Source organism: Capnocytophaga catalasegens, from assembly GCF_026005215.1.
GTDB classification, from domain to species: Bacteria; Bacteroidota; Bacteroidia; order Flavobacteriales; family Flavobacteriaceae; genus Capnocytophaga; species Capnocytophaga catalasegens.
In genome coordinates, this window is record NZ_BPMA01000002.1 from 97,777 (window position 1) to 122,495 (window position 24,719).

Sequence of the window (24,719 nt, forward strand, 5' to 3'; positions counted from 1 at the left end):
TTAAATTTCACTTTTTTTAAATTTTTTATGATTAAAAACTTGTATATATTTTTTTTCTTTTTTAGTTTTGCTTCGTGAATTAACATAAAATAATTTTTTATGAAAAAAATCTTTTCGACAATTACAGTAATGGCTTTGCTTGCGACTATGTCGTGTAGCAAAAGTAACGATGACGGAGGTGAGACACCTGCACCTGCCGTAGAAGAAGGAAAAACCTTTAATGCTTTTATTAAAGATGGTTTTACAGGAGACAAGGGAGAAGAACTTCTCCAACCTAGAAATCTTAAAAACATTAAGGTAGGAGATTTTATCCCTTATACGTTAACGATAACGGATACTGATTTAAAAAGTGGAGAACAATTTGCACTTTTTGCCATTAAAGAAGAAGATAAAAATCATCAATCTATGCGAGTAGATTATGATATTTATTTAGAAGACGAAAATGGTAAAAAACAGAAAGTAGAAGACCCTAAAATCGTATTTAAAAAAGAAGGGAAGTACAAATTCTACATTAAACCTTTGGTGCCCGGCACATTTCAACTCCCTTTCTTGTTCCAGAAGGAAGGAGTTGGAGAGATAAAATTACCAAAAGTTAATTTTAGTGCTGTAAAAATAACTGCTTGGTCGTGGGCAAGAAGAGACCGATGGGTTTGGAAAGGTTTTCCTATACCCGAGCAATGGTCTGTTAATAAAAGAGATTATAAATTTATAATAGATGATGGGGATAATGAAACCGATATTTACCTAACTCCTCTCCAAGCTTCTCAACATTTTGAAATTTATTACAACGGAAATAAAGCCTCTGGTTCTTTTGTTGTAAATAATCAATATGATTTCCACCCTGAACAAGAAAGAGAAAGAGCTGACCCTCCACTTCCCGCTCCTGTTGTTACTATTACCATAGTGCAAAGACGTGAAGGAAAAGAAGAAAACCGTATTACATATAATAATGTTTATATTGAAAATAGACACTAAATAATAAATTTAAAATTAAAACACAATGAATTTAAAAAATTTATCTATTCTTTCCCTTATTGTATTGGGAAGTATCGCTACTTCTTGTAGCAAAAACGAAAGTTTTGAAGAAAAACTTGGAGGACTTAAACAAGTAGTATTTCCAGAAGTTGCAGAGCAAATAAAATCTTCTAAGCCTACAGGACGTGTAGTAGGAAATGAAATAGAAGTTATACAAACTGTAACTAAACAACAGACCTTAGCACCTGTACAAATTGTTGATGGAAAAGACTTGGATGTTATCTACCCTGGTAGCGTGTTAGATGGAGAATCTTTCTTAAACGGTACTTATAACCCACTTGTAATAAATAACCCACGAGAAATTACGCTCTCCACTACCTTACAAGGACCTAATGCAATTATAAAAGTAGGAGCTATTCCGGTAGTAAGTGACGTTCGTGAGAAAGTTAATAAATTAGTAAGTCAAAATTCTACGGCAGTTGATTTCAGCAATACTGCTGCATACCTTACCTATATTTCTAATGAAGTAACAACTATTGAAAGTTTTAGTAAATCATTTGGTATTCACGCCAAATTAGATGTATTAAGTGGTTTAGTAAAAGCAAATTTTAGCTTTGAACAAACTAGTTTAACTATCAATAGCAAAAAATATGTACTTATCAAGGTACGCCAACAATTCTACAATGTTACTGTGGATCCTAAAAATGCTGATACTTGGGGTGATATTCAAAATATAGGTAGCTACGAACCTGTATATATCAGTAGTGTAGATTATGGACGAGTTGCTCACTTATTAGTAGAAACTGATGAAACTAGCGCAGAAGTTACCAAAACTATAAAAGCAGGTATTAGCGCAACTTTTCCAAAAATAGGAGGAAATGTAGATACTAAGATGCAAGAAACAGCAAGGAATTATTATAAAAATAAAAGAATACAAATAATGATAGCAGGAGGACCTTTATCAACAAGTCGTTCTGTTACAGATTATGATAGTTTTATGCTATTCCTTCAAAACCCTAAACCTGAAGACTTAGTGAAATCTTCCGCTCCTATAGGCTATAAAGTTCGTACTTTAAAAGATAATCGTGAGGTAGAAGTTCGTACTCTATATACTGAACAGCGTATTTATCCTGAATAAAAAAACAATAGAATTAAAAATTTATTGACTTATCGTTTCAAAAAAATATAAAAATCAGTTTTCTTAAATGAAAACTGATTTTTTATTCTAAATAAAATTGTAACTTTGCAGCACTTAAACAAATAAAAAAATGCAAGTAATACAAGATATTTTAACTCCCGTAGTTCAAACAGCTGTAAATCAGCTATTTGGAGTTAAGTTAGACACCGTTGAGTTTCAGCAAACCAGAAAAGAATTTGAAGGAGATATTACCTTAGTTATTTTCCCGATACTTCGCCAAATAAAAGGAAATCCTGAACAAATTGGCTCGCAAGTTGGCTCGTTTTTACAAGAAAACAGCAACGAAGTTGTCAGATATAATGTGGTAAAAGGTTTTCTTAATCTGGTTATATCCAACACGTATTACACTCATTTTCTAAAAGATATTTTACCTCAGAAAGATTTTGGAAAAACTCCCCAAAAACCTCATTCGCCTGCAATTATCGTAGAATACTCTTCCCCTAATACCAATAAACCATTGCATTTGGGGCACGTGCGAAATAATTTGCTCGGATATTCGGTAGCAAAAATTATTGAAGCCTCAGGCAAAAAAGTATATAAAACCCAGATTATCAACGATAGAGGTATTCATATTTGTAAATCAATGCTAGCTTGGCAACGCTTTAGTAATGGGGAAACTCCTGAAAGTACAGGGCTAAAAGGAGACAAATTGGTAGGCAATTACTATGTTATTTTTGACAAAAAATACAAAGAAGAAATAAATCAACTCATTTCAGAGGGAAAAACCAAAGAAGAGGCTGAAAAACAAGCACCTATATTCTTGCAAGCCCAAGAAATGCTTCGCAAGTGGGAAGCTGGCGATCCAGAAGTTATTTCCCTTTGGAAACAAATGAACCAATGGGTATATGACGGATTTTCAGTAACTTACAAAAATTTAGGTGTTGATTTCGACTCGTATTACTACGAAAGCAATACCTATTTGCTTGGCAAAGATATCATTGATGAAGGATTGCAAAAAGGCGTTTTCTATCGTAAAGAAGACGGTTCGGTATGGTGCGACCTTACTGCCGACGGATTAGATGAAAAATTGGTACTTCGCTCCGATGGAACTTCTGTATATATAACCCAAGATATTGGGACGGCAATTCAACGCACCAAAGATTATCCTGATGTAAAAGGAATGGTCTATACGGTTGGTAATGAACAAGATTATCATTTCAAAGTTTTGTTTCTAATCTTAAAAAAATTAGGTTTCGATTGGGCTAAAAATTTATATCATTTGAGCTATGGAATGGTCGAACTTCCCAACGGGAAAATGAAAAGCCGCGAAGGTACTGTGGTTGATGCCGATGATTTGATACAAGAAGTTACGTTTGTTGCCAAAGAAATCTCCCAAGAATTGGGCAAATTGGAAGGATATTCCAAAGTGCAAAAACAAGAATTGTACCGAATTATTGGGTTGGGTGCTTTGAAGTATTACATTTTAAAATATGACCCAAAAAAGACTATCAAATTCAATCCCGAAGAATCAATTGATTTTCAAGGAAATACAGCGCCTTTTATCCAATATGCTTATGCTCGTATTCGTTCTATTTTAAGAAAAGCTAATGCTGAAAATCAATCCTTTACTTTCTCAACAAATATTGAATTGCACGAAAAAGAAAAGGAATTGATAAAACTTATTTTGCAATTTCCAGAAGTGATACAAAACGCTGCGAATAATTATAGTCCTGCGCTAATTGCTAATTTTGTCTATGATTTGGTCAAAGAATTCAATTCTTTTTATCAGAATGTATCCATTTTGGGAGAAGAAAATACAGATATACGCAATTTCAGAATAGAACTTTCACGAAAAGTAAGCGAAGTTATTGCCAGCGGATTTGACCTTTTGGGCATTCAAGTTCCCGAAAGAATGTAAATTTGAATTCTATTTATTTTCATTTTCTTATTTTTTTAAATTATAAATTACTGATAAATATGTAGTTACATTTTTTTTGTAAAAAATTAGAAAAACGCCTTGTTTATTTTAATAATAGTTGTATCTTTGCACCGCAAGTAAAGTAATAAAAATTATTACTTTATTTCTAATAATTGCGAAAATAGCTCAGTTGGTAGAGCGCAACCTTGCCAAGGTTGAGGTCGCGGGTTCGAACCCCGTTTTTCGCTCTCTTTTTATTTAAAAAAGGCTCGGATGGTGGAATCGGTAGACACGCTGGACTTAAAATCCAGTGGGCAGCAATGCCTGTGCGGGTTCAAGTCCCGCTCCGAGTACACGAAAAAAACGCAATATCTTATAATACAGGATGTTGCGATTTTTTTTATGTCAAAAATTATCCAACTAATCAATACCAAGTATAAAAGCGAGTATACATAAATGGTTATTTCCTATTCGTTTTCAATGGGTTGCAATCCTTGCAAATAGATATTATATTTCAAATGGTTGACGGGAGTGCTATTATAACCAGGATATACGTAATTATCTTGATAATTAGTAAATTTTTCAGTTATCAGGATAATATCGCCGTCAAATTGGCTTTTGCTACCACCGCGCATTTTGCCATCTGTGGTTTATTGAAAAACAACCAAAAACAACTTGCCGTCATACTTTTTGCACAAATCTTTGTCTATTTCAAATTTGCTATAAATCATCATTTAGCTTTATCTCTATTTCTCCTTTGTTTAAAAACTCCTGATACCCCGAAAATTCAACAACACGAAATTTGAACTCCTTTTCAAGGATTGGAAAATACCAAGTGTGATAATTCTGCTCCAACAAAAAAGTAACAAAATCAAAATACTTACTTTTATCAGCCAATAAAAATGATAATTCAATATTTTTTTATCCTATTTAGGTACTATTTCTAACCCGTAATATTCTGCCTAATAGTTGCGAACGCTTTTCAGAAGGGTATAAAACCAAACTAAACCTTCGATAAGTAACGTGGCTGTAAAATCGGATATGTTTTTTTAGAAAAATAAAAACAAACACGAAAATTTGATTTTAAACAAAAAAGCCCAAAAACTTCATACAGGAAAAGGCATTTATCGAAGTTCTTACAAAAATGCTTAATAAACTTTCTTGTTGTTTCATTTTTGTGAAAAAAAAATTGTATATTTACACCCAACAAAATACATTTTAAAATATATTTATTTAATAAAAATTTCAACCTTTACAAATTAAAATAATCATGCTCAGATTTTTATCTTTTACAACCGTATGCTTACTACTTTTTTTTGCTTGTAAAAAAGATAGTATAGAGTCAATTCAGATTAACTCAGAAAAACCTGAAATCCTTACCCCTGAGAAACAAAAACCCATCGCGTATGATTGGGATTTCTATCTACAGCCCTCTCGATTGTATATGGTGAAAAATGAACCCAATATCGAGCTTAAAAAAATCTATTATCAAATAGCAGCTACCCCGTGTGGCGACTGGTTCGATGGCGTTACTCCCAATAGCGAGAAAAGCGATAATCGGTTGAAAAACTACATTGATAATGCCGAAAAAGCTCAGAAAACGCCTATTGTAGTCGTGTATGGTATTCCGAATCGCGATTGTGGAAGTTTTTCGGCAGGTGGTCATAAAAATGCAACAGATTACAAGGCGTGGATAAACCGCGTTAGTAATATTATTGGTCAGCGTCGTGCTGTGGTCATTATAGAACCCGATGCTATCAATTATTGTGGCTTAAAACCCAATGACCCTAAGCGTATTGAACGTGCTGAATTACTTACTTACGCAGGCAAAACTATTTCTGAGAGAAATAAAAATGCTGTAACTTACATTCACGCAGGAAGTTCTGGATTGCGAGTGAATGACGTTGCCAATACCATTATCGAAAGTGGTGTAAAATATATGCGCGGTTTCGCGACCAATGTTTCAGGAGTTCGTGGTACCAAAGAGGAACAAGAATGGGCAGAAAAATTAGTCCAACGATTAGGAGAATTAGGCATATCAGGCAAACATTATGTAATAGATACAGGACGCAGTGGCATTCACGCTCCCAAAAATCCGAACCCTAATGCGACGTATAATTCTTGTAATAATTTTGCAGCGGCATTAGGTCCACGTAGTACTAAAAATACCACAGGAACACACGCCGATGCTTATCTGTGGATCAATGGTGGAGGCGGCTCTGACGGTGCTTGTGGTATGGGAGCTCCAGCTGCGGGACAACCCTATCCCGAATATGCCCGAGCTTTAGTTAATAATGCTATTCGAGTAGGTTCAATCGAAATATTAGAATTACCTAATGGATTATAGCATTTTTCAATAAAATTTATTTACTTGATAATCAATAGATTTTAAAGATATTTTTTCTGTTGATTCTTTTTGCTTATGAAAAAAAATTATCTATGCACGATAATACCATTTCTGCTCCAGAAGATTGAGTTTATTACAGAGGAGATGAATTTGATGCAAATCAATTAAATAAATCACATAAACTATATTTATAATTCGATTTTAAGAAAAATATTTTTTTTATTTTTCAAAAAATTGTAATTTTACACCCGTAAAACATAAAAACAATATCCTTATGAGTTTTAAAGAAAAATACAACTCTTTGCTTACTTTTGCCAAAGATTTGGGTATGCGCAATACCAACGTAGAAGAAAAAACCGATGCTCTTTATATAAAAGGAGAAGTGAACACTCCCTATGAAAAAAATATTTTCTGGGATAAGTTAAAAGAAATCGGTGGGGAGGCAGCCTCTGATATCAAAGCAGATATTAGCGTATTAGACAACTCTATTTATCACATTCATACAGTGGTTAAAGGAGAAACTCTTAGCAAAATTGCTAAAAAATATTATGACGATGCCAACAAGTATCAAATTATTTTTAAAGCCAATACTGACAAACTTAAAAATCCTGATTTGATTCAGATAGGGCAACAACTAATCATTCCTAAATTGTAATAACAAATTTAGCTAATTTAAGAGATATGAAAACTCCTGTGTAACATACATAGGAGTTTTTTACTTCAATAAAAATAAATCATAAAATTTTTAAGAAAAATGTATTTTTTTAAGAAAAACACTACAAAATCAATACTTTTATTACTCATTCTTTTTATAAATTGTTCAATTTCTTCTGCACAAGAAATTGTGCTTCCTATATCTTCCAAAACGATTATAAACATATTCAACACAGGCGAAAAAAATATCAAATGGGAATTCCCAATTGATAATTCAAATGAAATATCATTGGTTTGGAGTGAAAAACAAACTTCTTTTTCAGTTCAAAATATAAAAACTTTTGTAGGTTACGAAAATGACACATTCCGTGCAACTCTTTCTTTTCAAAATGACCAAATTAGTGGAAATTTAATGCTTTCTGATAGAGAAATTACACTTTTTACCAATCCACAAGGAAGCATCTCAATAACCTCTTCCCATTTACACAACGCACATTGTGGAAATTGTGTTTCAAACGAATGCAGTATATCCCCTCCTGCATCTATCAGATTTCAATCTGGCATAGAAACTCCATTACAATTGAGTGAATTTACAACCAATCAAAGTAAAAGTCTTGCCGATGATGTACTTCGTGTATATAGACTTGCGATGCCTATTACTTATGAATATTATACATCAAAATTTCGAAATAATCTTCTTGATGTACAACTTTTTTGGGCAAATACGGAAATATCTCTTAACGAAATTTATCTAAGAGACCTTGCTGTAAAATTTCAAGTAGTCAATAACGAAAAACTTGTTATTACAACCATAGACGACCCTATAAACAATGCCAATTTTAGAAAGAATGCACGAGAAATTATATTAAATTCTACCGAAAATATCAACAAACTAATCACTGCTAATGATTACGATATAGGAATTGTTATTGGCAAAAACTCTCAATTACAAGAATTTCCTGATGGAACTCCTCAAGGAGGCTTGCTTGGTTTAGCAGGCGTTGGGGCTGGTTATATTAGCTCGTTTAAGGCACAAGGTATAGCTATTGCTTCTACCTTGACTATTGCCCACGAAATAGGACATATGCTGGGGGCTCAACACACGTTTTCTGAAGGAGGAGATGGTTCTGTAAAAACAGAACCCAAAGAAGGTCAATCAATAATGAGTTACGGAACTCCTGCCAACTTTTTTTCATTGGTTAGTATTTTCGAACATATAAAACCTTTGCTTGCTCGTATGCCATATTATTCAGATAATGCAAGGAAGAATTTAGTAGGAATTCCCTTCTACAATGACAATTTTTACTACAATAATGCTTCTTACGGAATAAAAACAGGTAACAAAGCGCCATCTTTGAACAAAAGCAATCTAAAAACAAAATATACTCTTCCACAAAATACTTTTTTCCAATTTCAGATGAAAGCTACCGATCCAGAAAATCAGAAATTGTATTATCTTGCTCATCAAGCCGATATAAAAAGTCTTGATACGAATGAAGCTTCTAATGCTGTCTTTCTGACACAACCTGCTTCTGTCAAAAATAGAAGCTGTTTTCAAACAGAATATGAACCAAATCTCATCAATTTTTATAAATTGAATGAAGAACTTTATACAGAGAGGGCATTTTCAACTCCAACACAAACAGGGACTTTTACATTTTGGCTTGGCGTAAGAGATTCTGACCTTGATCCGAACTACACTGAGCGAACCAATCGAGCAACCACTTATGATATGATGCAAACAAGCGTAGAAATAAAACAAGGTATTCCTTTTGTATTGACCAATGAGTTTGCACAAAGTTACAAAGCTGGGCAGAAACTCAATCTCAAATGGAATGTAGATGCCAATAGCTTTGGTAGCCATTCCAACGTACGTATTTTACTCTCTGATGACTTCGGAGACACTTTCAGATATGTATTAGTGGATAAAACTGAAAATGACGGAACTTGTGAGATTGTTTTTCCTTCGGATATTTCGATAGGGACAACAAAAATTAAATCGCCTTTCTCAGCAACTGATACATTTGATATTCCGGCAGGAGTTATCAAGATTGAAGTAATTGACCATATAGCTTATGCTATCTCGCATACACGTCCGTTTTCAGCAAAAAGGCGCTTGTCATCTATTGAAACTCAAATTATTGGTGGATTTACCCTTGAAAAATCAGAAATTACCTTCCAAAATACACCCGAGCGTGAGATTACAGTGTTTTGCCATCAAATACCTGAAAAAGCTACAGTTACTGCTATTTCAACTTGTAATGCAAATACCTCACCAAATATTTCTTATAAAGAAACCAATGTGCAATCGCAATGTAAGCAACATACCTTGATTAGAGAATGGACAGCAACAGACCTATGTGGTAATACTGCTATTTTCCAACAACTGATTCACATAATACCTGCCAGTGAACCTCTTGTTTTCATAGGAAATTTACCTCAAAATATAGTTGTTAGCTGCAATAACATTCCACTTCCTGCCACTTACTTAGCTACAAAAGGCGGTTGTGATGCGGTTCAAATAACCTATGAAGAACAGAAAGACAGCAACACATCGTGTAAGGAAACCTATACCATTACTCGATACTGGACGGCAACAGACCAATGTGGCAACAAAGCCACACATACACAAACCATTATGGTTTTGCCTGAAATAAAAATATACAATGCCGTTTCTAAAAATTATAATACAAATTACTTCAAAATAGAAGGATTAGAGGCTTATACTGATACACATGTTTTAATTTTCGACCAGATGGGCTTGCGTGTTTATGAAACGTATAATTATGGCGTAAATGGCAATGTTTTCAAAGGAATTTCAAATGTTAAAGGCTTCTCGCAAGGGAAAAAAGTTCCCAACGGAACCTATTTTTATATACTTTCGTATAAAGATTTCCAAAAACAATCTTATCGTAAGAGTGGATTCTTATACGTAGGAGGCGATTAAACTATTATGGATAGAAAACTCATACGAATATATAACCAAAAATCAGTAGAAATGCTTAGTCTCTACTGATTTTTTATAAATACATACAATGAGATTCTATTACAAATAGCGAGCGGTATAACTTATGGTATTTTGAGCCACTTGTGTAGGAGTTCCTTCGGCTACGATAGTTCCTCCGTCTTTTCCTCCATCAAGTCCTAAATCTATAATATAATCGGCACAGCGAATAAGCTCCATATTGTGTTCAATTACAATAATGGAGTGTCCGCGTTCAATGAGCGCATTAAACGACTTGAGTAACTTGCTAATATCATGAAAGTGCAAGCCTGTGGTGGGTTCATCAAAGATAAACAAGGTATGATTCTCGGAGAAGGACTTAACCAAGAATGAAGCCAGTTTTATTCGTTGAGCCTCGCCTCCTGATAGTGTTGAAGATGATTGCCCAAGTGTTACATATCCTAATCCGACTTGTTGTAATGGTATCAATTTTTGTGCTATTTTTGTTTGTTTATGCTCTGTGAAAAAGGCTACGGCGTCGTCAATGGTTGTATTCAAGATATCATCAATAGATTTGTTGTGAAACTTAACATCGAGTACCTCTTTTTTGAATCGTTTTCCGCCACATGCTTCGCAGGGCAAATGTACATCAGCCATAAATTGCATCTCGATAGTTACTTCTCCTTCGCCTTTGCACACTTCGCATCTTCCTCCATCGACATTGAACGAAAAATGTTTTGATGAAAAGTTATTCAACTGGGCTAACTTCTGCGATGCGAACAAATTGCGTATATCATCGTAGGCTTTTATATAAGTTACAGGGTTAGAACGCGAAGACTTACCGATGGGGTTTTGATCAACAAATTCTACCTGTTTGATATGATTGTATTTTCCGCTAATTGATGTAAATTGTCCTGCCTTCTCCCCTGCTATTCCCAATTGTTTCAACAGAGCTGGGTACAAAATATTTTTAACCAAAGTACTTTTTCCGCTACCAGAAACACCCGTTACTACTGTGAGTCTATCTAACGGAAAAACAACATCAATATTCTTCAAATTATGTTCTCTTGCACCTGTTATTTGAATAAAATGGGGTGAGGTACGCACTTTATTAGGCGGTTCGATACGCAATTTGCCACTGAGATACTTTCCGGTAAGCGAATCGGCGTGTAGGAGCTGCTCATATGTACCTTGTGCAACGACTTCTCCGCCTAGAGTACCTGCTTGGGGCCCAATATCAATGATGTAATCAGCGGCTTTCATAATCTCGGCATCGTGTTCTACAACAATTACCGTATTGCCTAAGTCGCGTAACGATTTGAGTACCTGAATGAGCTTCTCCGTATCTTTGGGGTGCAATCCGATACTAGGCTCGTCTAAAATATACATAGAACCAACCAGACTACTCCCAAGAGAGGTCGCTAAGTTAATTCGTTGACTTTCTCCTCCTGAAAGCGTATTTGATTTTCGGTTAAGGGTTAAATATCCTAGTCCGACATCTATCAAAAATTGTAATCGAGTACGTATTTCTTTCAAAAGACGCTTTGAAACCTGCTCTTGATAGGTTGTCAGAGAAAGTTTTTCGAAAAAAGCATATAACTGATTCACAGGCATTTCTACTAAATCGGTTATTGATTTATCGGCAATACGAACATAGGTTGCTTCTTTGCGTAATCGCTTACCATCACAGGTAGTACAGCGTGTTTTTCCTCGATAGCGAGCCAATAATACACGGTTTTGTATCTTATAATTCTTCTCTTCCAATTCTTTGAAGAAATCGGTCAGCCCAACAAAGTATTTATTACCTGTCCAGATGAGTTTTCGTTGCTCTTCGGTTAGTTCAAACCAAGGTTTATGTATGGGAAAGTCAAATTTGTACGCATTATTGATTAGTTGGTCTCTGAACCAGCTCATAGTCTCGCCACGCCACGGATAGATAGCATTGTCATAGACCGAAAGTGCTGTGTTGGGAATGATAAGGCTCGGGTCTAAGCCAATTGTATCTCCATATCCATCGCAAGTAGGGCAAGCACCATACGGATTATTAAAACTGAACAAATGGACATTGGGTTCAAGAAAAGTAAGTCCGTCCAATTCAAATTTGTTAGAAAACTCGGTACGTTCTCCGCTGTCAAGTGCTATAATCAGACAAGAACCTTTTCCTTCGAAGAAAGCCGTAGCTACCGAGTCGGCAAGTCGATGTGCAAAATCTTCATCAGTAGCAACCACAATGCGTTCTACCACGAGCATAAAGTCCGTTGTTACTTGCTCGAAATCCAATTCGTCTAAACGCAAGACCTCTTCTTGATAAAAGATACGAACATAGCCTTGTTCTTGCAAGAGACGAAGCGTATCGGCATAAGTACGCTCGGGAGCAAGGCTAATAGGCGCTAAAAGAAGTAATTTGCTTGCCACAGGAAAAGTCTTGACAAAATCGACCACGTCAGAAACGTTGTGTTTTTTGACCTTTTTACCTGAAATAGGCGAGAACGTTTGCCCGATACGAGCAAATAATAGTTTCAGATAATCGTATATTTCGGTAGAAGTACCCACCGTTGAGCGTGGATTAGAGGTGCTGACCTTCTGTTCGATGGCAATAGCAGGAGCGATGTTCTCGATAAAATCAACTTGGGGTTTATCTAATCTTCCCAAGAATTGTCGTGCGTAAGACGATAAGCTCTCCACATAGCGACGCTGACCTTCGGCATACAACGTATCAAAAGCAAGGCTAGACTTGCCCGAACCTGAAAGTCCCGTAATGACTACCAATTGGTTACGCGGAATACACACGTCTATATTCTTCAAATTATGAAGTTTTGCTCCTTTTACAATAATGTTATCAGTTGTATCAATCTTTGTTTTCATCAGAAATAAATAAAGGGCAAAAGTACAAATTTTAATTAGAAAATTACTACTTGCAAATGCTTATTTTCATAAAAAAAGCGAATGAAATTCTTCACTCGCTTTGTTGTTTTATGCCTTGGTATATCAAGCTCCGGTTTGTTCTTGTAACTTAGAGGTTGAGGTGGTTGATTTGCTTGCTAACAAGGTATCGTCAATGAGTTTGTTCAAGTGAGTAACGAAAGTTTCTGACTCAGACGAAGGAGCAACCACGTTTTGCGATTGCGCTCGTAGGGCAATACCATCAAACTGCTCGTCGGTTTGTTTGCGGATATCTTTGGCATTGCTTACCGAGGTCGTTGCTTGTCCTTGCATTCTATCGCCCATTTGGGTTTCAAAGTCGGTATTGACCTGCGAGAGCAAACTTACACTATCGGACAAACCAAGTGTGGCAAGGTGTGCCACATTGTCAGCTTTGGCAAAATCAGCAAGTAATGCCTTGATAGCCAAAGACTCTTCTCGATACGGAAGCTGTGCGATTCCTTTATAATTCTTGGTGGCTTGATAGAGTGCCGTAGCAGCTACTTTGCGCTGTGCGTTGTGCGACTTACGCTCTACACGAATCACGTCCAACAAATAACCTACCAACTCATCGCGCTGTTTGTCGAGCTTTACTAACACTTGAGTCTGCGAATTGGTTCGGTTTTCGTATGCCAATTGTGTAAGTTGCTGAATATTTTGCTTCAAGGCATCGAACAATTCGCTTTCGATGAATAATTTCTCGGGAGTAGCTTTGGCAATGAGCTTCTCAACCTCACTCAAAAATTGCGTATATTGGGCGTTATTAAGCCTACGCAAACTTATTGTTTTTATTTTTGCATATTTTTTCATACGTATTTATTTTATTATGATAAATTGTTATTTGAATAAACAAAAATCATACCAAAAACATAGTATTGATACCTTATTTCTGTCTTTTTAACAAAAGTTTATATCAAACCTTTATTCCCTTGGCTATTTTTCTTTAAGTTTTCGATTGAAAATCTATCTTTTTGAAATACAAATACTATAAAAACAATTCAAAAAGAATTAGTTTAACTTTTAAACACCCAAGATACAGCTGTGAATTTCATAAACTGAGTACAAAAAACCCAAGATACAGCTGTGGATTTCATAAACTGAGTACAAAAAACCCAAGATACAGCTGTGGATTTTATAAACTAAGTATAAAACAACCAAGATACAGCTGTGGATTTTATAAACTAAGTATAAAACAACCAAGATACAGCTGTGGATTTCATAAACTGAGTATAAAACACCCAAGATACAGCTGTGGATTTCATAAACTGAGTATAAAATACCCAAGATACAGCTGTGGATTTCATAAACTGAGTACAAAACACCCAAGATACAGCTGTGGATTTTTTCTATTTATCAAAAAATAAATAAAAACGCATTGAATTTTTCAATCTACTAAGGAACTACAACCCCAAAACAATCAAGGCTGATTTGTTAGTATTTTCATAAATTATTTCCTGCATTTATATTTGGTATTTATCAATGAAAAAAGTTTAAAAAAAAAGACACTTTTGTATATTGCATATATCAAATAAATATCCTATCTTGCGCCCTGCAAACGAAACCTTTTTTGAAAAAACATTTTATGCAAAATTATACAAAATACGAGTTAGAATACCCGTTTCACGCCTCACCTCAGTTGCTGTACCAGTACATTTCAACTCCATCGGGGCTGTCTGAATGGTTTGCCGACAATGTGAATTCGCGTGGTGAGTTATATACATTTATTTGGGAAGACACCCAAGAGCAAGCACATCTTATTCGCAAAAGAGTAGACGAATTGGTCAAATTCCGATGGTTACACCACACCGACGAATGCTTCTTTGAAATGCGAATTATGGTTGATGAACTTACTCAAGATGTTTCGCTACTAATTACCGATTTTATCCGAAATGGCGAAAACTTAGAAGAGGCAAAACTCTTTTGGAACAATCAAATAACCGATTTGAAACACGTGTTAGGAAGTTATTAAATAGGCAAACTTATGACCCTTATAAGCGGTACAAAATCAATATCCTCTGCCAGCATTTCTCCCGAAAATAGAGGTATCTTGTTTGGCGATGGCGTTTTCGATGTACTTAAATACGCCAGCGGAAAATTATACTTCTGGGAAGCACATTACCTACGACTGATGGCAACTATGCGCATCGCACGTATGGAGATACCCGATACCTTCACAATGGAATTCCTCGAAAGTGAAATTCTCTCCCAAATTGAACAAAACCAACTTGCCAATCAAGCCGTTAGTGTACGCCTGACCATTGTCCGCAAACAAGGTGGCGACTATACTCCACAAACCAATACCATTGAGTATTACATAAGCGTTGCTCCACTACAATCGCCTTTTTACCAAAATCAACCCATCGAATATCGTATAGAACTCTACAAAGATTTCTACCTGCAACCCGATTTGCTTTCCAATCTGAAAACAACCAACCGCCTGCTGAATGTTATGGGGAGTGTTTTCGCTCAAGAAAATGATTATCAGAACTGCATACTGCTCAATTACACACATAAAAACGTAGTAGGATTTCTCAGCGGAAACCTATTCTGGGTTAGTGGCACACATATAAAAACCCCACCGCTAAGCGATGGGTGTATCAACGGAATTACACGCAAAAAACTTATTGAAACCATTACGAAAACAAATGATTTTACCATTGAAGAAACCAGTATCTCGCCTTTTGACCTACAAAAAGCCGATGAACTTTTCGTAACCAATAGTATTATAGGTATCCAGTCTGTAAGTCATTACCGAAAAAAAGAATATACCAACCAAGTGGCTAACAATCTGATAGGAAAACTCAATACCTTAGCTCGTTTGGGCTAAAAACGAAGTTTTTTGCAAAAAAATTGCTTGGCAAATTCATTTTATGAAAGGTTCATTGAAAAAAGTGTACTCCCCTTCTGGGCAAAACCTAATCGCTTATACAACCGATGTGCCGCTTCACGTTTAGGATTTGAAAACAACAAGATAGTTTGTACCCCTAGTTGCTTAGCACGCATAATCAAAGTCTGTGTCAGTTGCTCCCCTATGCCTTGTTGGCGAAACTCATAGCTTACAACCACATCTTCAATCCATGCTTTACGTCCCGAAATAACCTCATATACCACCATTGTAGCCATTGCAATAGGGCGTTCGTCTTGCCAGCAAACAACTATATATGGCGGATTTTCTTTACGCAACAAGTCCGAAATGCATATCGGGGGAATGTCCGTCAGTTGTGCAAATAGCTCCGCTATATAGGCTTCTGTTTTCGGAGAAATTTCTTCTTGTGAAAGAAATTCGATACGATATTTTTTCATTGTAAAAAGGTTTTTGGAGTTATTATTCCCATTTGTGAAGCTCGAAGAATATACTTACCCACTACATCGAATTCTAAATTGACCAAATCGCCCTTAGCAATCCATCGTAAATTGGTATGTTGCATCGTATAAGGAATAATAGCTACACTAAACATCCCTTTTTGCGAATTAACCACCGTAAGACTTACACCATTGACCGTAATAGAACCTTTTTCTATGGTCAGATTTCCTTTGTCAGTATCATACGAAAATGTAAATACCGTGCTACCTTTTTGGTCTTGAACTTGCTGACATACACCTACTTGGTCTATATGTCCTTGCACAATATGCCCGTCAAGGCGGTCGCCCAATCGCATTCCGCGTTCTAAGTTAAGTTGTGTTCCTACTTGCCAAGTGTGTAAGTGGGTCTTTTGTAAGGTTTCGCTAATGGCAGTTACTTTATAAACTTTGCCTTGTATCTCAACAATAGTAAGACATACACCATTGTGAGCAACACTCTGGTCAATTTTCAACTCACTGGCAAATTCACTTTCGATAAAATAATGCGTATTGGTTTGTTCTTGTTCTATTTTGACTACTTTTCCTAAGGTTTCTACTATTCCTGTAAACATTTTCAATTTTTTTATTTATCTTTGCGTTTAAATTGCAAATATAACAAGAAAAAATGAAACGTAAAATAAATATACGAATAGGTATTTCCGTCGGTGATATTAACGGAATAGGTCCCGAGGTGGTTCTTAAAGCATTATCCGATACACGCATACTTGAACTCTGCACTCCGGTGATTTTCGCCTCTAACAAATTGATTTCTTTCATGAAAAAACAACTCAATTTGGAATTCAATTTCAACGGAATAACTACACTAAGTAACATTATTGATGGAAAAATGAACGTAATGAACTGCTGGCACGATATGCCACAGATTGAATTCGGACAAGAAACTCCACAGGCAGGAAAATGCGCATTCGAATCGCTCGAACATGCGGTCAATGCACTCAAACAAGAGGCTGTCAATGCCATAGTTACAGCTCCTATCAACAAGAAAAATATTCAATCTGAGGTGTTTCACTTTCCTGGTCATACAGACTATTTAGCACAAGAGCTAACGGGGGATAGTCTGATGTTTTTGATTAGTGACGAACTGCGTGTAGGACTTCTGACCGACCACATTCCTATCAAAGATGTGGCATCGCACATTACCCAAGAGCTTATTTTCAAAAAAGCAACCCTCATCAATGACTCATTGATAAAAGACTTTCATGTTACTCGTCCGAAAATAGCTGTATTGGGGCTTAATCCACATTGTGGAGACCAAGGCGTTATCGGGCAGGAAGATGATTTGATTATTCGCCCAGCTATTGAAAAACTCTATCAAGAAGGAATGCTCATATTTGGACCTTACAGCGCCGATAGTTTCTTTGTTTCTCAGTATCAAGATTTTGATGCTATCATTGCTCCATATCACGACCAAGGACTTATACCTTTCAAAACATTGTCTTTTGGTAAAGGTGTTAATTTTACTGCCGGACTTGATAAAATTCGCACTTCTCCAGACCACGGAACAGCTTACAGTATCGCTGGAAAAGGAATTGCTGACGAAAACTCCTTCCGCGAGGCTATTTACAAAGCAATCGATATCTATAACAACCGCGAAGAATACAAAGAACTTACCTCTAACACTTTGGTTTCAAATAATCTGCCTGCTGAGAAGTAAATTTTTCTTTATTACTACTGATTATTAGAACAGAAAATAAAAACTCCCAGCGTTTTTCATAACTGGGAGTTTTCTTTATATTACTACAATTTCTTTTTTACAGCAACCTCTTGATAAGCTTCTATAACATCGCCTTCTTTTATGTCGTTATAGTTCTTAATTTGAAGTCCGCAATCGTATCCTTTGGAAACTTCTTTAACATCATCTTTGAAACGCTTCAATGATGAAAGTTCTCCAGTATGTACAACAACTCCTTCTCTGATAATACGTATTTTTGACGTTCTGAATATTTTCCCATCGGTAACCATACAGCCTGCAATAGTTCCTACTTTTGATATTTTAAATATCTCTCTAATTTCAACTGTACCTGTAACTTCTTCTTTCATTTCTGGAGAAAGCATACCTTCCATAGCATCTTTCAAATCGTTTATTGCATCATAAATGATTGAATAGGTTCGTATATCAATTTCTTCTTTGTCAGCCAAAACTCGAGCGTTTGCCATTGGTCGCACATTAAACCCTACGATGATTGCATCGGAAGCCGAAGCTAACAATACATCTGATTCGGTAATTGCTCCTACTCCTTTGTGAATAATAGAAACCTGTATCTCTTCGGTAGAAAGTTTTTGGAACGAATCGGTCAATGCCTCTACAGAACCATCTACATCTCCTTTGAGAATTACTTTCAATTCTTTGAAATCTCCCAAAGCAATACGACGTCCTATTTCGTCCAAGGTAATATGCCGTTGTGTTCGTACCGATTGTTCACGAAGTAATTGAGTTCGCTTCGAAGCAATTTGTTTCGCTTCACGTTCATCTTCAAATACGTAAAATTTGTCTCCTGCTTGCGGTGCTCCATCTAATCCTAATATGGAAATTGGCGTTGCTGGACTTGCTTTTTTCACATTTTTGCCTCGTTCGTCGTGCATCGCTCTAATTTTCCCAGAGTGTGTTCCTGCAAGAACAAAATCACCGATTTTGAGCGTACCTTCTTCAACCAAAACCGTAGAAACATACCCTCGCCCTTTGTCTAACTTAGCTTCAACAACAGTTCCTAAGGCCCGTTTATCAGGATTTGCTTTCAGGTCTAACATTTCAGCTTCCAAAAGAACCTTTTCGAGCAATTCTTTTACTCCAATTCCCTGTTTAGCTGAGATATCATGTGACTGGATATTCCCACCCCAGTCCTCTACAAGCAAATTCATTCCGGCTAAACGTTCCTTTATTTTATCAGGATTAGCCGTTGGCTTATCTATTTTATTGATTGCAAATATGATAGGGACATTCGCTGCTTGTGCGTGACTAATAGCCTCTTTGGTTTGGGGCATTATATCGTCATCGGCAGCAATTACAATAATAGCAATATCAGTAACTTTGGCTCCTCTGGCACGCATTGCTGTAAATGCTTCGTGTCCAGGTGTATCGAGAAATGTAATTCGTTGTCCATTGTCAAGTTTTACAGAGTAAGCGCCTATGTGCTGAGTGATACCTCCACTTTCACCGGCAATTACATTTTCTTTACGAATGTAATCCAAAAGTGAAGTTTTTCCATGATCAACGTGTCCCATTACAGTTACAATTGGTGCTCTATGCTGTAAATCTTCGGGAGTATCTTCTTGTATCGGAATAGCTTCTTCAATATCGGCAGTAGAAAATTCTACTTCAAACCCAAATTCATCAGCAACAATAGTAAGCGTCTCTGCATCAAGCCGTTGATTCATCGTAACCATAATTCCTAAGCTCATACAAGCGCCTATTACTTTGGTTACAGGTACGTCCATCATTGTAGCAAGCTCACTAACAGTTACAAATTCGGTAACTTTTAGTATTTTGCTTTCTTGTTCTTGTTGTGCAATTTCTTGTTCTGTTTTTTGTCGATGACTATCGCGTTTTTCACGGCGATATTTCGCTCCTTTTGATTTGTTCGATTTTCCTTGTAAACGTTCAAGAGTTTCACGAACTTGTTTTTGTACTTCTTCTTCGGTAGGTTCTGCTTTTATAAATGGTTTTGTACCTTTTTTACCTTTTTTACCAGATTTTCCGTCTTCCTTACGTGAAAATTGTGCATTGTTCTTCTGAGAAGTTTCTTTATTAGAGACAATGCGTTTTCGTTTTCGTTTTTTATCTGATTTTTCGTTTCCTTCAGAATTGTTTTTATCTTTATTTTTCCCTTTATCTTTTTTCTTTTTAGGCTTTTCAAACTGACTCAAATCAATTTTTTCACCTATTACCTTGGGACCTGTGAGTTTGGTATATTTAGTTTCAATAACCCCTCCATCTACTTCTTCTTCTTTTTTAGATTTTATTTTTGGTTCAATTACTGAGGAAAATTCCAATTCTTTTTCTTTGGTTGGAATATTTTGTTTTATATTATTAGCCTTTTTCTGCTTTTTTTCTGCTCTTGTTTCTTTATTATTTTTTTGTTGATTTTTTTCTTTTTTAGCTGGGTATTCAACTGATTTTTCTATAGCAGGTAATGACTCAGTTGATTGGTTTGGATTCTCGTTCTCAACTGATTTTTCTTTTGTTTCTAAATCAATTTTACCAACTGTTTTAAGTTCTACAACGTTAGTTGCTTTGGCTCGAATGACTTCTTGTTCTTTACGCTTCTCTTCTTCTTTTCTTTCTTTTTCAAGTTCTTGGCGAATCGCTTCTTTTTCTTTGCGTTGCTCTTCACTAATTTCTTGTGAAGCCACACGACGACTTTTATCCGACCCGTATTCTTTTTCAAGTAAAGTAATTACTTCTCCTGAAATTTTAGTATTCGGGTTAGACTCTATCGTATGCCCTTTTGATGCTAGAAATTCAATAATCCTTTCAGTGGAAACATTAAACTCTTTCGCTGCTTTGTTTAATCGCATTGTTTTATCCTCAGCCATATAATTTTATTTTTCGTAATGATTCTAAGTGTTTTTCTGAAAAAAATCAATTACTTATCTTAATTTTCAAATTCTTCTTTTAATATACGTAAAACCTCTTCAATGGTTTCCAATTCCAAATCGGTACGTTTAACAAGTTCCTCAGCCGAATGCTCTAAAACACTCTTAGCTGTATCTAACCCTACACGGCGAAATTCTTCTATTACCCACACTTCTATTTCGTCATCAAATTCTGTAAGTTCGATATCTTCTTCTGCACCTTCTCTAAATACATCAATTTCATAGCCAGTCAATTGGCTCGCCAAACGAATATTTGCTCCTCCTTTTCCGATTGCCTTAGACACCTCTTCGGGGGCCAACAAAACTTCGGCACGTTTAGTTTCTTCATTAACTGTTACCATTGAAACTTTGGCAGGAGCTAAAGCACGTGTAATAAACAATACAGGGTTGGAAGTGTAATTTATCACATCTATATTTTCGTTTCCTAATTCTCGCACAATCCCGTGAATACGTGCTCCACGTACTCCTACACAAGCTCCTACAGGATCCACTCTATCATCATATGTATCAACAGCTACTTTTGCTTTTTCACCAGGAATACGTGCTACACGCTGAATTGTAATAAGTCCATCTGCAATTTCTGGAATTTCTTGTTCGAAAAGACGCTCTAAAAACTTTGGTGAAGTTCTCGAAAGAATAATTGATGGTTTATTTCCTTTTAGTTCAACATTTTCAACTATTCCCATTATAGTATCACCTTTTTTGAAGAAATCAGAAGGGATTTGCTTATCACGAGGAAGCACAATTTCATTTCCATCATCATCTAAAAGAATAACAGCTTTACCTCTAATATGGTGAATTTCAGCCGAATAGATTTGTCCAATAATATCTTTAAAGCGACGATATATATTTGTACTATCGTATTCGTGAATCTTAGACATTAAATTCTGACGAAGAGCCAAAATTGCTCTACGCCCCAAGTCTTTTATTTTCACTTCTTCTGATACATCTTCTCCTACTTCAAAGTCGGCTTCTATCTTACGAGCCTCACTCAAAGGTATTTCTTGATTAGGATTTGTAACCATTCCATCTTCAACCACTACTCGATTGCGCCATATTTCCAAATCTCCTTTATCTGGATTGATAATAATATCAAAATTATCATCAGACCCATATTTTCTCTTTAAAGCGGTTCGAAATACTTCTTCCAGAATAGCCATAAGAGTTTCTCTATCAATCAATTTTTCGTCTTTAAATTCTGAAAAAGATGCTATCAAATCAAAATTCTCCATATTTTCTTCTAAAATTTTATTATCAATTTTGCTTCTTTTATATCTGTTAAAGCAATATTATGTTGTTCTTTTACTGTTATTTTCCCTTTTCCTACAGGCTTAGGTTTTCTAACCTCTTGTTCTATAATAATTGTCTGATTTTCCACTGATTTCAAAACGCCTTCTAGTTCTATTTCATTTGTTTTTACATTAAGTACTCGTCCTATATTTTTAACATACTGACGTAGATTTACCAATGGAGAAAAAATACCGCACGAAGTTACTTCTAACGAAAAATCGACCTCTTCTCTATCCAAATGATGTTCTACAGCACGGCTTAACGCTACACAATCTTCAACACCAATATTGTTATCACCATCTATAATTATTTTTATAGCATTGCTTGATGATATTGACCAATCAATTAGAAACAAACTCGGATTCTCTTCTAACCCTTTATCTATCAATAATTTAACTTTATCTTCGAATTCCATTTTTATTACAAAAAAAGAGGACTAACGCCCTCTTCCATTCCTTTACCATTTATCGGGTGCAAAAGTATAACGTTATTTTCAAAAAAACAAATTTTTTTTAAATATTTTTTTATAATTTTTCTTGCTCCCTCAGAATTTTACTATTCTGATTCAAAAGCTCTTAACAACTGATTAAATGCTTTTTGCAAAATACTACGAGGGCAAGCTACATTGATTCGCATAAACCCACCTCCTTCTTTACCAAACATTTCCCCATCATTTAGAGCCAAATTCGCTTTATCAACAAAAAAATTAACTAACTCTTTCTGAGTAAGTTGCATTTGTCGGCAATCCAAAAATATCAAATACGAGGCTTGTGGGCGTATTATTTTGACTTTCGGGAGATTTTTTTGCACAAAATCAGCAACCCAATTTATATTGTCTTGTACATATTTGAGGAGTTCATCAAGCCATTGTTCTCCTTGCGCTGTATAAACAGACACCAATGTATTGAAAGAAAATAAATTACCATCGCCAAGCATACATTTTATATAAGTATTTTTTTGAAATTTCTCTCGCATTGTTTCATTCTCTATTATTGCATAAGCACTTGAAAAACCTGCCATATTGAAAGGCTTACTTGGCGAATTAAACACTAAACAATTCTCTCTTGCTTTCTCGTTAATAGTGGCAAAAACCTGATGTTTATAAGGAGAAAGAGTTAAATCAGAATGAATTTCATCAGAAATTACAAATACATTATTTCGATAACAAATATCGGCTATTCGTTCCATTTCTTCTAATGTCCAGACACGTCCTCCGGGATTATGTGGATTACATAAAATAAATAATTTACAACCTTCTACATTTTTTTCAAATTGCTCAAAATCAATCTGATAATTCCCATTTACTAATCGCAAAGGACTATTAACTAACGTTCGTTGATTATTCTGAACCGCCAAGATAAAAGGCGGATAAACTGGCTGTTGTATCATCACTTTATCGCCTTTTTCTGTAAATGCCTGTATTGCCAATGCCAAACCAGGAACAACCCCTGGAGAAAATAAAATAGATTCTTTAGTTATATTCCAGTTATTTCGTTTTTTTTGCCAGTTAATAATAGCCTCATACCACGACTCTGGTATTGATGTATATCCAAATATTTCATTTTCTATACGTTTTTCAATAGCTTTTTTCACAAATGGAGGTGTTTTAAACTCCATATCAGCAATCCATAATGGGAGTAAATCTGTTCTCCCCCAACGAGGTTCAAGAGCCTCCCATTTGAGAGAATCTGTTCCACTTCGGTCAATAACTTCATCAAAATTATAGCTCATTTAATATATTTTATTGGGTTTGCAAATTTATTCTTCTGTTTGTAAATCTTTGGCTATTTCATTACGGATTTTTTCTATAAGATTTTCAGCACTATCCGATGAAATAGGAATTGGTTGGTGGGTTATAAAATTAACATCATTACACAATCCTATCGGAAATGTTCCATAATGTACTATTTTCCACGAATTGTTAATTGTTATCGGAACAATATACCCTTCAGGCATATATTTCATCATTATTTTAAGTCCTGTCGTCTTAAATGGTTTCAATTTTCCATTTCGACTACGAGTTCCTTCTGGAAAAATAACGCCTGTATATTTATTTTTTGAAAGATATTTGGCAAATTCTGCCAATTTTGCAATTGATTCTTTTTGATTCTTTCTATCAATAAGTACAGAACCATTATTTTTAAGGTTAATACCTATACTTGGTGTTCCGTTATCAAGTTCCTTTTTACCTACGAACTTAGGATCATACTTGCGTAAAAACCAAATAAGAGGTGGTATATCGTACACACTCTGGTGATTGGGAACAAATAAAATAGGTACATTCTCAGGAATAGAATTCTTAAAATGAAATTTCACTCCATTTCCTGTAATTTTTAGAAAATTTACCAAAAAGAAATTTAATATTTCAACACATTTTCTATGAGTTTTTCTACCAAAAATATGAATACTTATCCATTGTAATGGATGAAAAAATATTAAAAAAGAAGCATAAGCTATATAATGCAATATGCTAAGTGGATAGGAAAATATTTTTTTCATTCACTTTCAAAATAGTTTAAATAACAACATCTTAATCTAAGATAAAAACAGAAAACGAAATTGCCAAAAAGACAAT

20 protein-coding genes and 2 tRNA genes are annotated in these 24,719 nt (G+C 35.3%); 11 read left to right on the forward strand and 11 right to left on the reverse strand.

The window, feature by feature from the left end:
* The first annotated feature begins 99 nt into the window (after window positions 1-99).
* The 5 genes from OO775_RS00495 (at window position 100) to OO775_RS00515 (ending at window position 4,384) form a co-directional block, all read left to right on the forward strand.
* A complete protein-coding gene (locus tag OO775_RS00495) occupies window positions 100-975 on the forward strand; it encodes a hypothetical protein (protein ID WP_264845023.1) in 876 nt (291 codons plus the stop codon).
* A 25-nt stretch (window positions 976-1,000) separates the two neighbouring features.
* Entirely contained in the window at window positions 1,001-2,113 is a 1,113-nt protein-coding gene (locus OO775_RS00500) for a thiol-activated cytolysin family protein (protein WP_264845024.1), read from the forward strand.
* A gap of 130 nt (window positions 2,114-2,243) precedes the next feature.
* Window positions 2,244-4,031 carry an arginine--tRNA ligase gene (gene argS, locus OO775_RS00505; protein ID WP_264845025.1) on the forward strand — a complete coding sequence of 596 codons (1,788 nt, stop codon included), beginning with the start codon at window positions 2,244-2,246 and terminating at the stop codon, window positions 4,029-4,031.
* A 175-nt stretch (window positions 4,032-4,206) separates the two neighbouring features.
* Window positions 4,207-4,279 (forward strand) — tRNA-Gly (locus tag OO775_RS00510).
* A 19-nt stretch (window positions 4,280-4,298) separates the two neighbouring features.
* A tRNA-Leu gene (locus OO775_RS00515) sits at window positions 4,299-4,384 on the forward strand.
* Between the two features lie 114 nt (window positions 4,385-4,498).
* On the opposite strand, the gene OO775_RS00520 is transcribed toward OO775_RS00515, so the two are convergent.
* Window positions 4,499-4,666: a hypothetical protein gene (locus tag OO775_RS00520; RefSeq protein ID WP_264845027.1), complete on the reverse strand. Its 168-nt coding sequence runs from the start codon at window positions 4,664-4,666 to the stop codon at window positions 4,499-4,501.
* A gap of 85 nt (window positions 4,667-4,751) precedes the next feature.
* On the reverse strand, window positions 4,752-4,928 hold the full coding sequence (locus OO775_RS00525; protein ID WP_264845028.1) for a hypothetical protein: 177 nt from the start codon (window positions 4,926-4,928) through the stop codon (window positions 4,752-4,754).
* A gap of 373 nt (window positions 4,929-5,301) precedes the next feature.
* Between OO775_RS00525 and OO775_RS00530 the strand changes: the two genes are divergently transcribed.
* From OO775_RS00530 to OO775_RS00540, 3 genes are all read left to right on the forward strand, one after another.
* On the forward strand, window positions 5,302-6,378 hold the full coding sequence (locus OO775_RS00530; RefSeq protein ID WP_264845029.1) for a glycoside hydrolase family 6 protein: 1,077 nt from the start codon (window positions 5,302-5,304) through the stop codon (window positions 6,376-6,378).
* A gap of 274 nt (window positions 6,379-6,652) precedes the next feature.
* A complete protein-coding gene (locus OO775_RS00535; RefSeq protein ID WP_264845030.1) occupies window positions 6,653-7,033 on the forward strand; it encodes a LysM peptidoglycan-binding domain-containing protein in 381 nt (126 codons plus the stop codon).
* 99 nt (window positions 7,034-7,132) lie between these two features.
* Window positions 7,133-9,979 (forward strand): T9SS type B sorting domain-containing protein, encoded by a 2,847-nt coding sequence (locus OO775_RS00540; RefSeq protein ID WP_264845031.1) that lies wholly within the window; start codon window positions 7,133-7,135, stop codon window positions 9,977-9,979.
* Between the two features lie 99 nt (window positions 9,980-10,078).
* On the opposite strand, the gene uvrA is transcribed toward OO775_RS00540, so the two are convergent.
* Window positions 10,079-12,841: an excinuclease ABC subunit UvrA gene (gene uvrA, locus OO775_RS00545; protein WP_264845033.1), complete on the reverse strand. Its 2,763-nt coding sequence runs from the start codon at window positions 12,839-12,841 to the stop codon at window positions 10,079-10,081.
* Between the two features lie 123 nt (window positions 12,842-12,964).
* On the reverse strand, window positions 12,965-13,708 hold the full coding sequence (locus OO775_RS00550; RefSeq protein WP_264845034.1) for a DUF6261 family protein: 744 nt from the start codon (window positions 13,706-13,708) through the stop codon (window positions 12,965-12,967).
* Window positions 13,709-14,480: 772 nt separating this feature from the next.
* Between OO775_RS00550 and OO775_RS00555 the strand changes: the two genes are divergently transcribed.
* Entirely contained in the window at window positions 14,481-14,867 is a 387-nt protein-coding gene (locus OO775_RS00555) for an START-like domain-containing protein (RefSeq protein ID WP_264845036.1), read from the forward strand.
* 12 nt (window positions 14,868-14,879) lie between these two features.
* Complete coding sequence (locus OO775_RS00560) at window positions 14,880-15,725, forward strand: aminotransferase class IV (protein ID WP_264845038.1); 846 nt, start codon at window positions 14,880-14,882, stop codon at window positions 15,723-15,725.
* 41 nt (window positions 15,726-15,766) lie between these two features.
* Here OO775_RS00560 and OO775_RS00565 read toward each other — a convergent pair whose 3' ends face one another.
* Window positions 15,767-16,201 carry a GNAT family N-acetyltransferase gene (locus OO775_RS00565; protein WP_264845040.1) on the reverse strand — a complete coding sequence of 145 codons (435 nt, stop codon included), beginning with the start codon at window positions 16,199-16,201 and terminating at the stop codon, window positions 15,767-15,769.
* Window positions 16,198-16,812 carry a riboflavin synthase gene (locus OO775_RS00570; RefSeq protein WP_264845041.1) on the reverse strand — a complete coding sequence of 205 codons (615 nt, stop codon included), beginning with the start codon at window positions 16,810-16,812 and terminating at the stop codon, window positions 16,198-16,200. The genes OO775_RS00565 and OO775_RS00570 overlap by 4 nt, the downstream gene beginning before the upstream one ends.
* Before the next feature lie 53 nt (window positions 16,813-16,865).
* Here OO775_RS00570 and pdxA point away from each other — a divergent pair, with 53 nt between their 5' ends.
* A complete protein-coding gene (gene pdxA, locus OO775_RS00575) occupies window positions 16,866-17,915 on the forward strand; it encodes a 4-hydroxythreonine-4-phosphate dehydrogenase PdxA (RefSeq protein ID WP_264845042.1) in 1,050 nt (349 codons plus the stop codon).
* A gap of 83 nt (window positions 17,916-17,998) precedes the next feature.
* Here pdxA and infB read toward each other — a convergent pair whose 3' ends face one another.
* The 5 genes from infB to OO775_RS00600 all read right to left on the reverse strand — a co-directional run bounded on the left by infB (window position 17,999) and on the right by OO775_RS00600 (window position 24,643).
* Window positions 17,999-20,794 (reverse strand): translation initiation factor IF-2, encoded by a 2,796-nt coding sequence (gene infB, locus OO775_RS00580; RefSeq protein ID WP_264845043.1) that lies wholly within the window; start codon window positions 20,792-20,794, stop codon window positions 17,999-18,001.
* Window positions 20,795-20,853: 59 nt separating this feature from the next.
* Window positions 20,854-22,086: a transcription termination factor NusA gene (gene nusA, locus OO775_RS00585; protein WP_264845044.1), complete on the reverse strand. Its 1,233-nt coding sequence runs from the start codon at window positions 22,084-22,086 to the stop codon at window positions 20,854-20,856.
* Between the two features lie 8 nt (window positions 22,087-22,094).
* Window positions 22,095-22,559, reverse strand: a complete 465-nt coding sequence (gene rimP / locus OO775_RS00590) for a ribosome assembly cofactor RimP (RefSeq protein WP_264845046.1) — start codon at window positions 22,557-22,559, stop codon at window positions 22,095-22,097.
* 140 nt (window positions 22,560-22,699) lie between these two features.
* Window positions 22,700-23,875 carry a MalY/PatB family protein gene (locus OO775_RS00595; protein WP_264845048.1) on the reverse strand — a complete coding sequence of 392 codons (1,176 nt, stop codon included), beginning with the start codon at window positions 23,873-23,875 and terminating at the stop codon, window positions 22,700-22,702.
* Window positions 23,876-23,902: 27 nt separating this feature from the next.
* Window positions 23,903-24,643, reverse strand: a complete 741-nt coding sequence (locus OO775_RS00600) for a lysophospholipid acyltransferase family protein (RefSeq protein WP_264845049.1) — start codon at window positions 24,641-24,643, stop codon at window positions 23,903-23,905.
* Window positions 24,644-24,719: the final 76 nt, after the last annotated feature.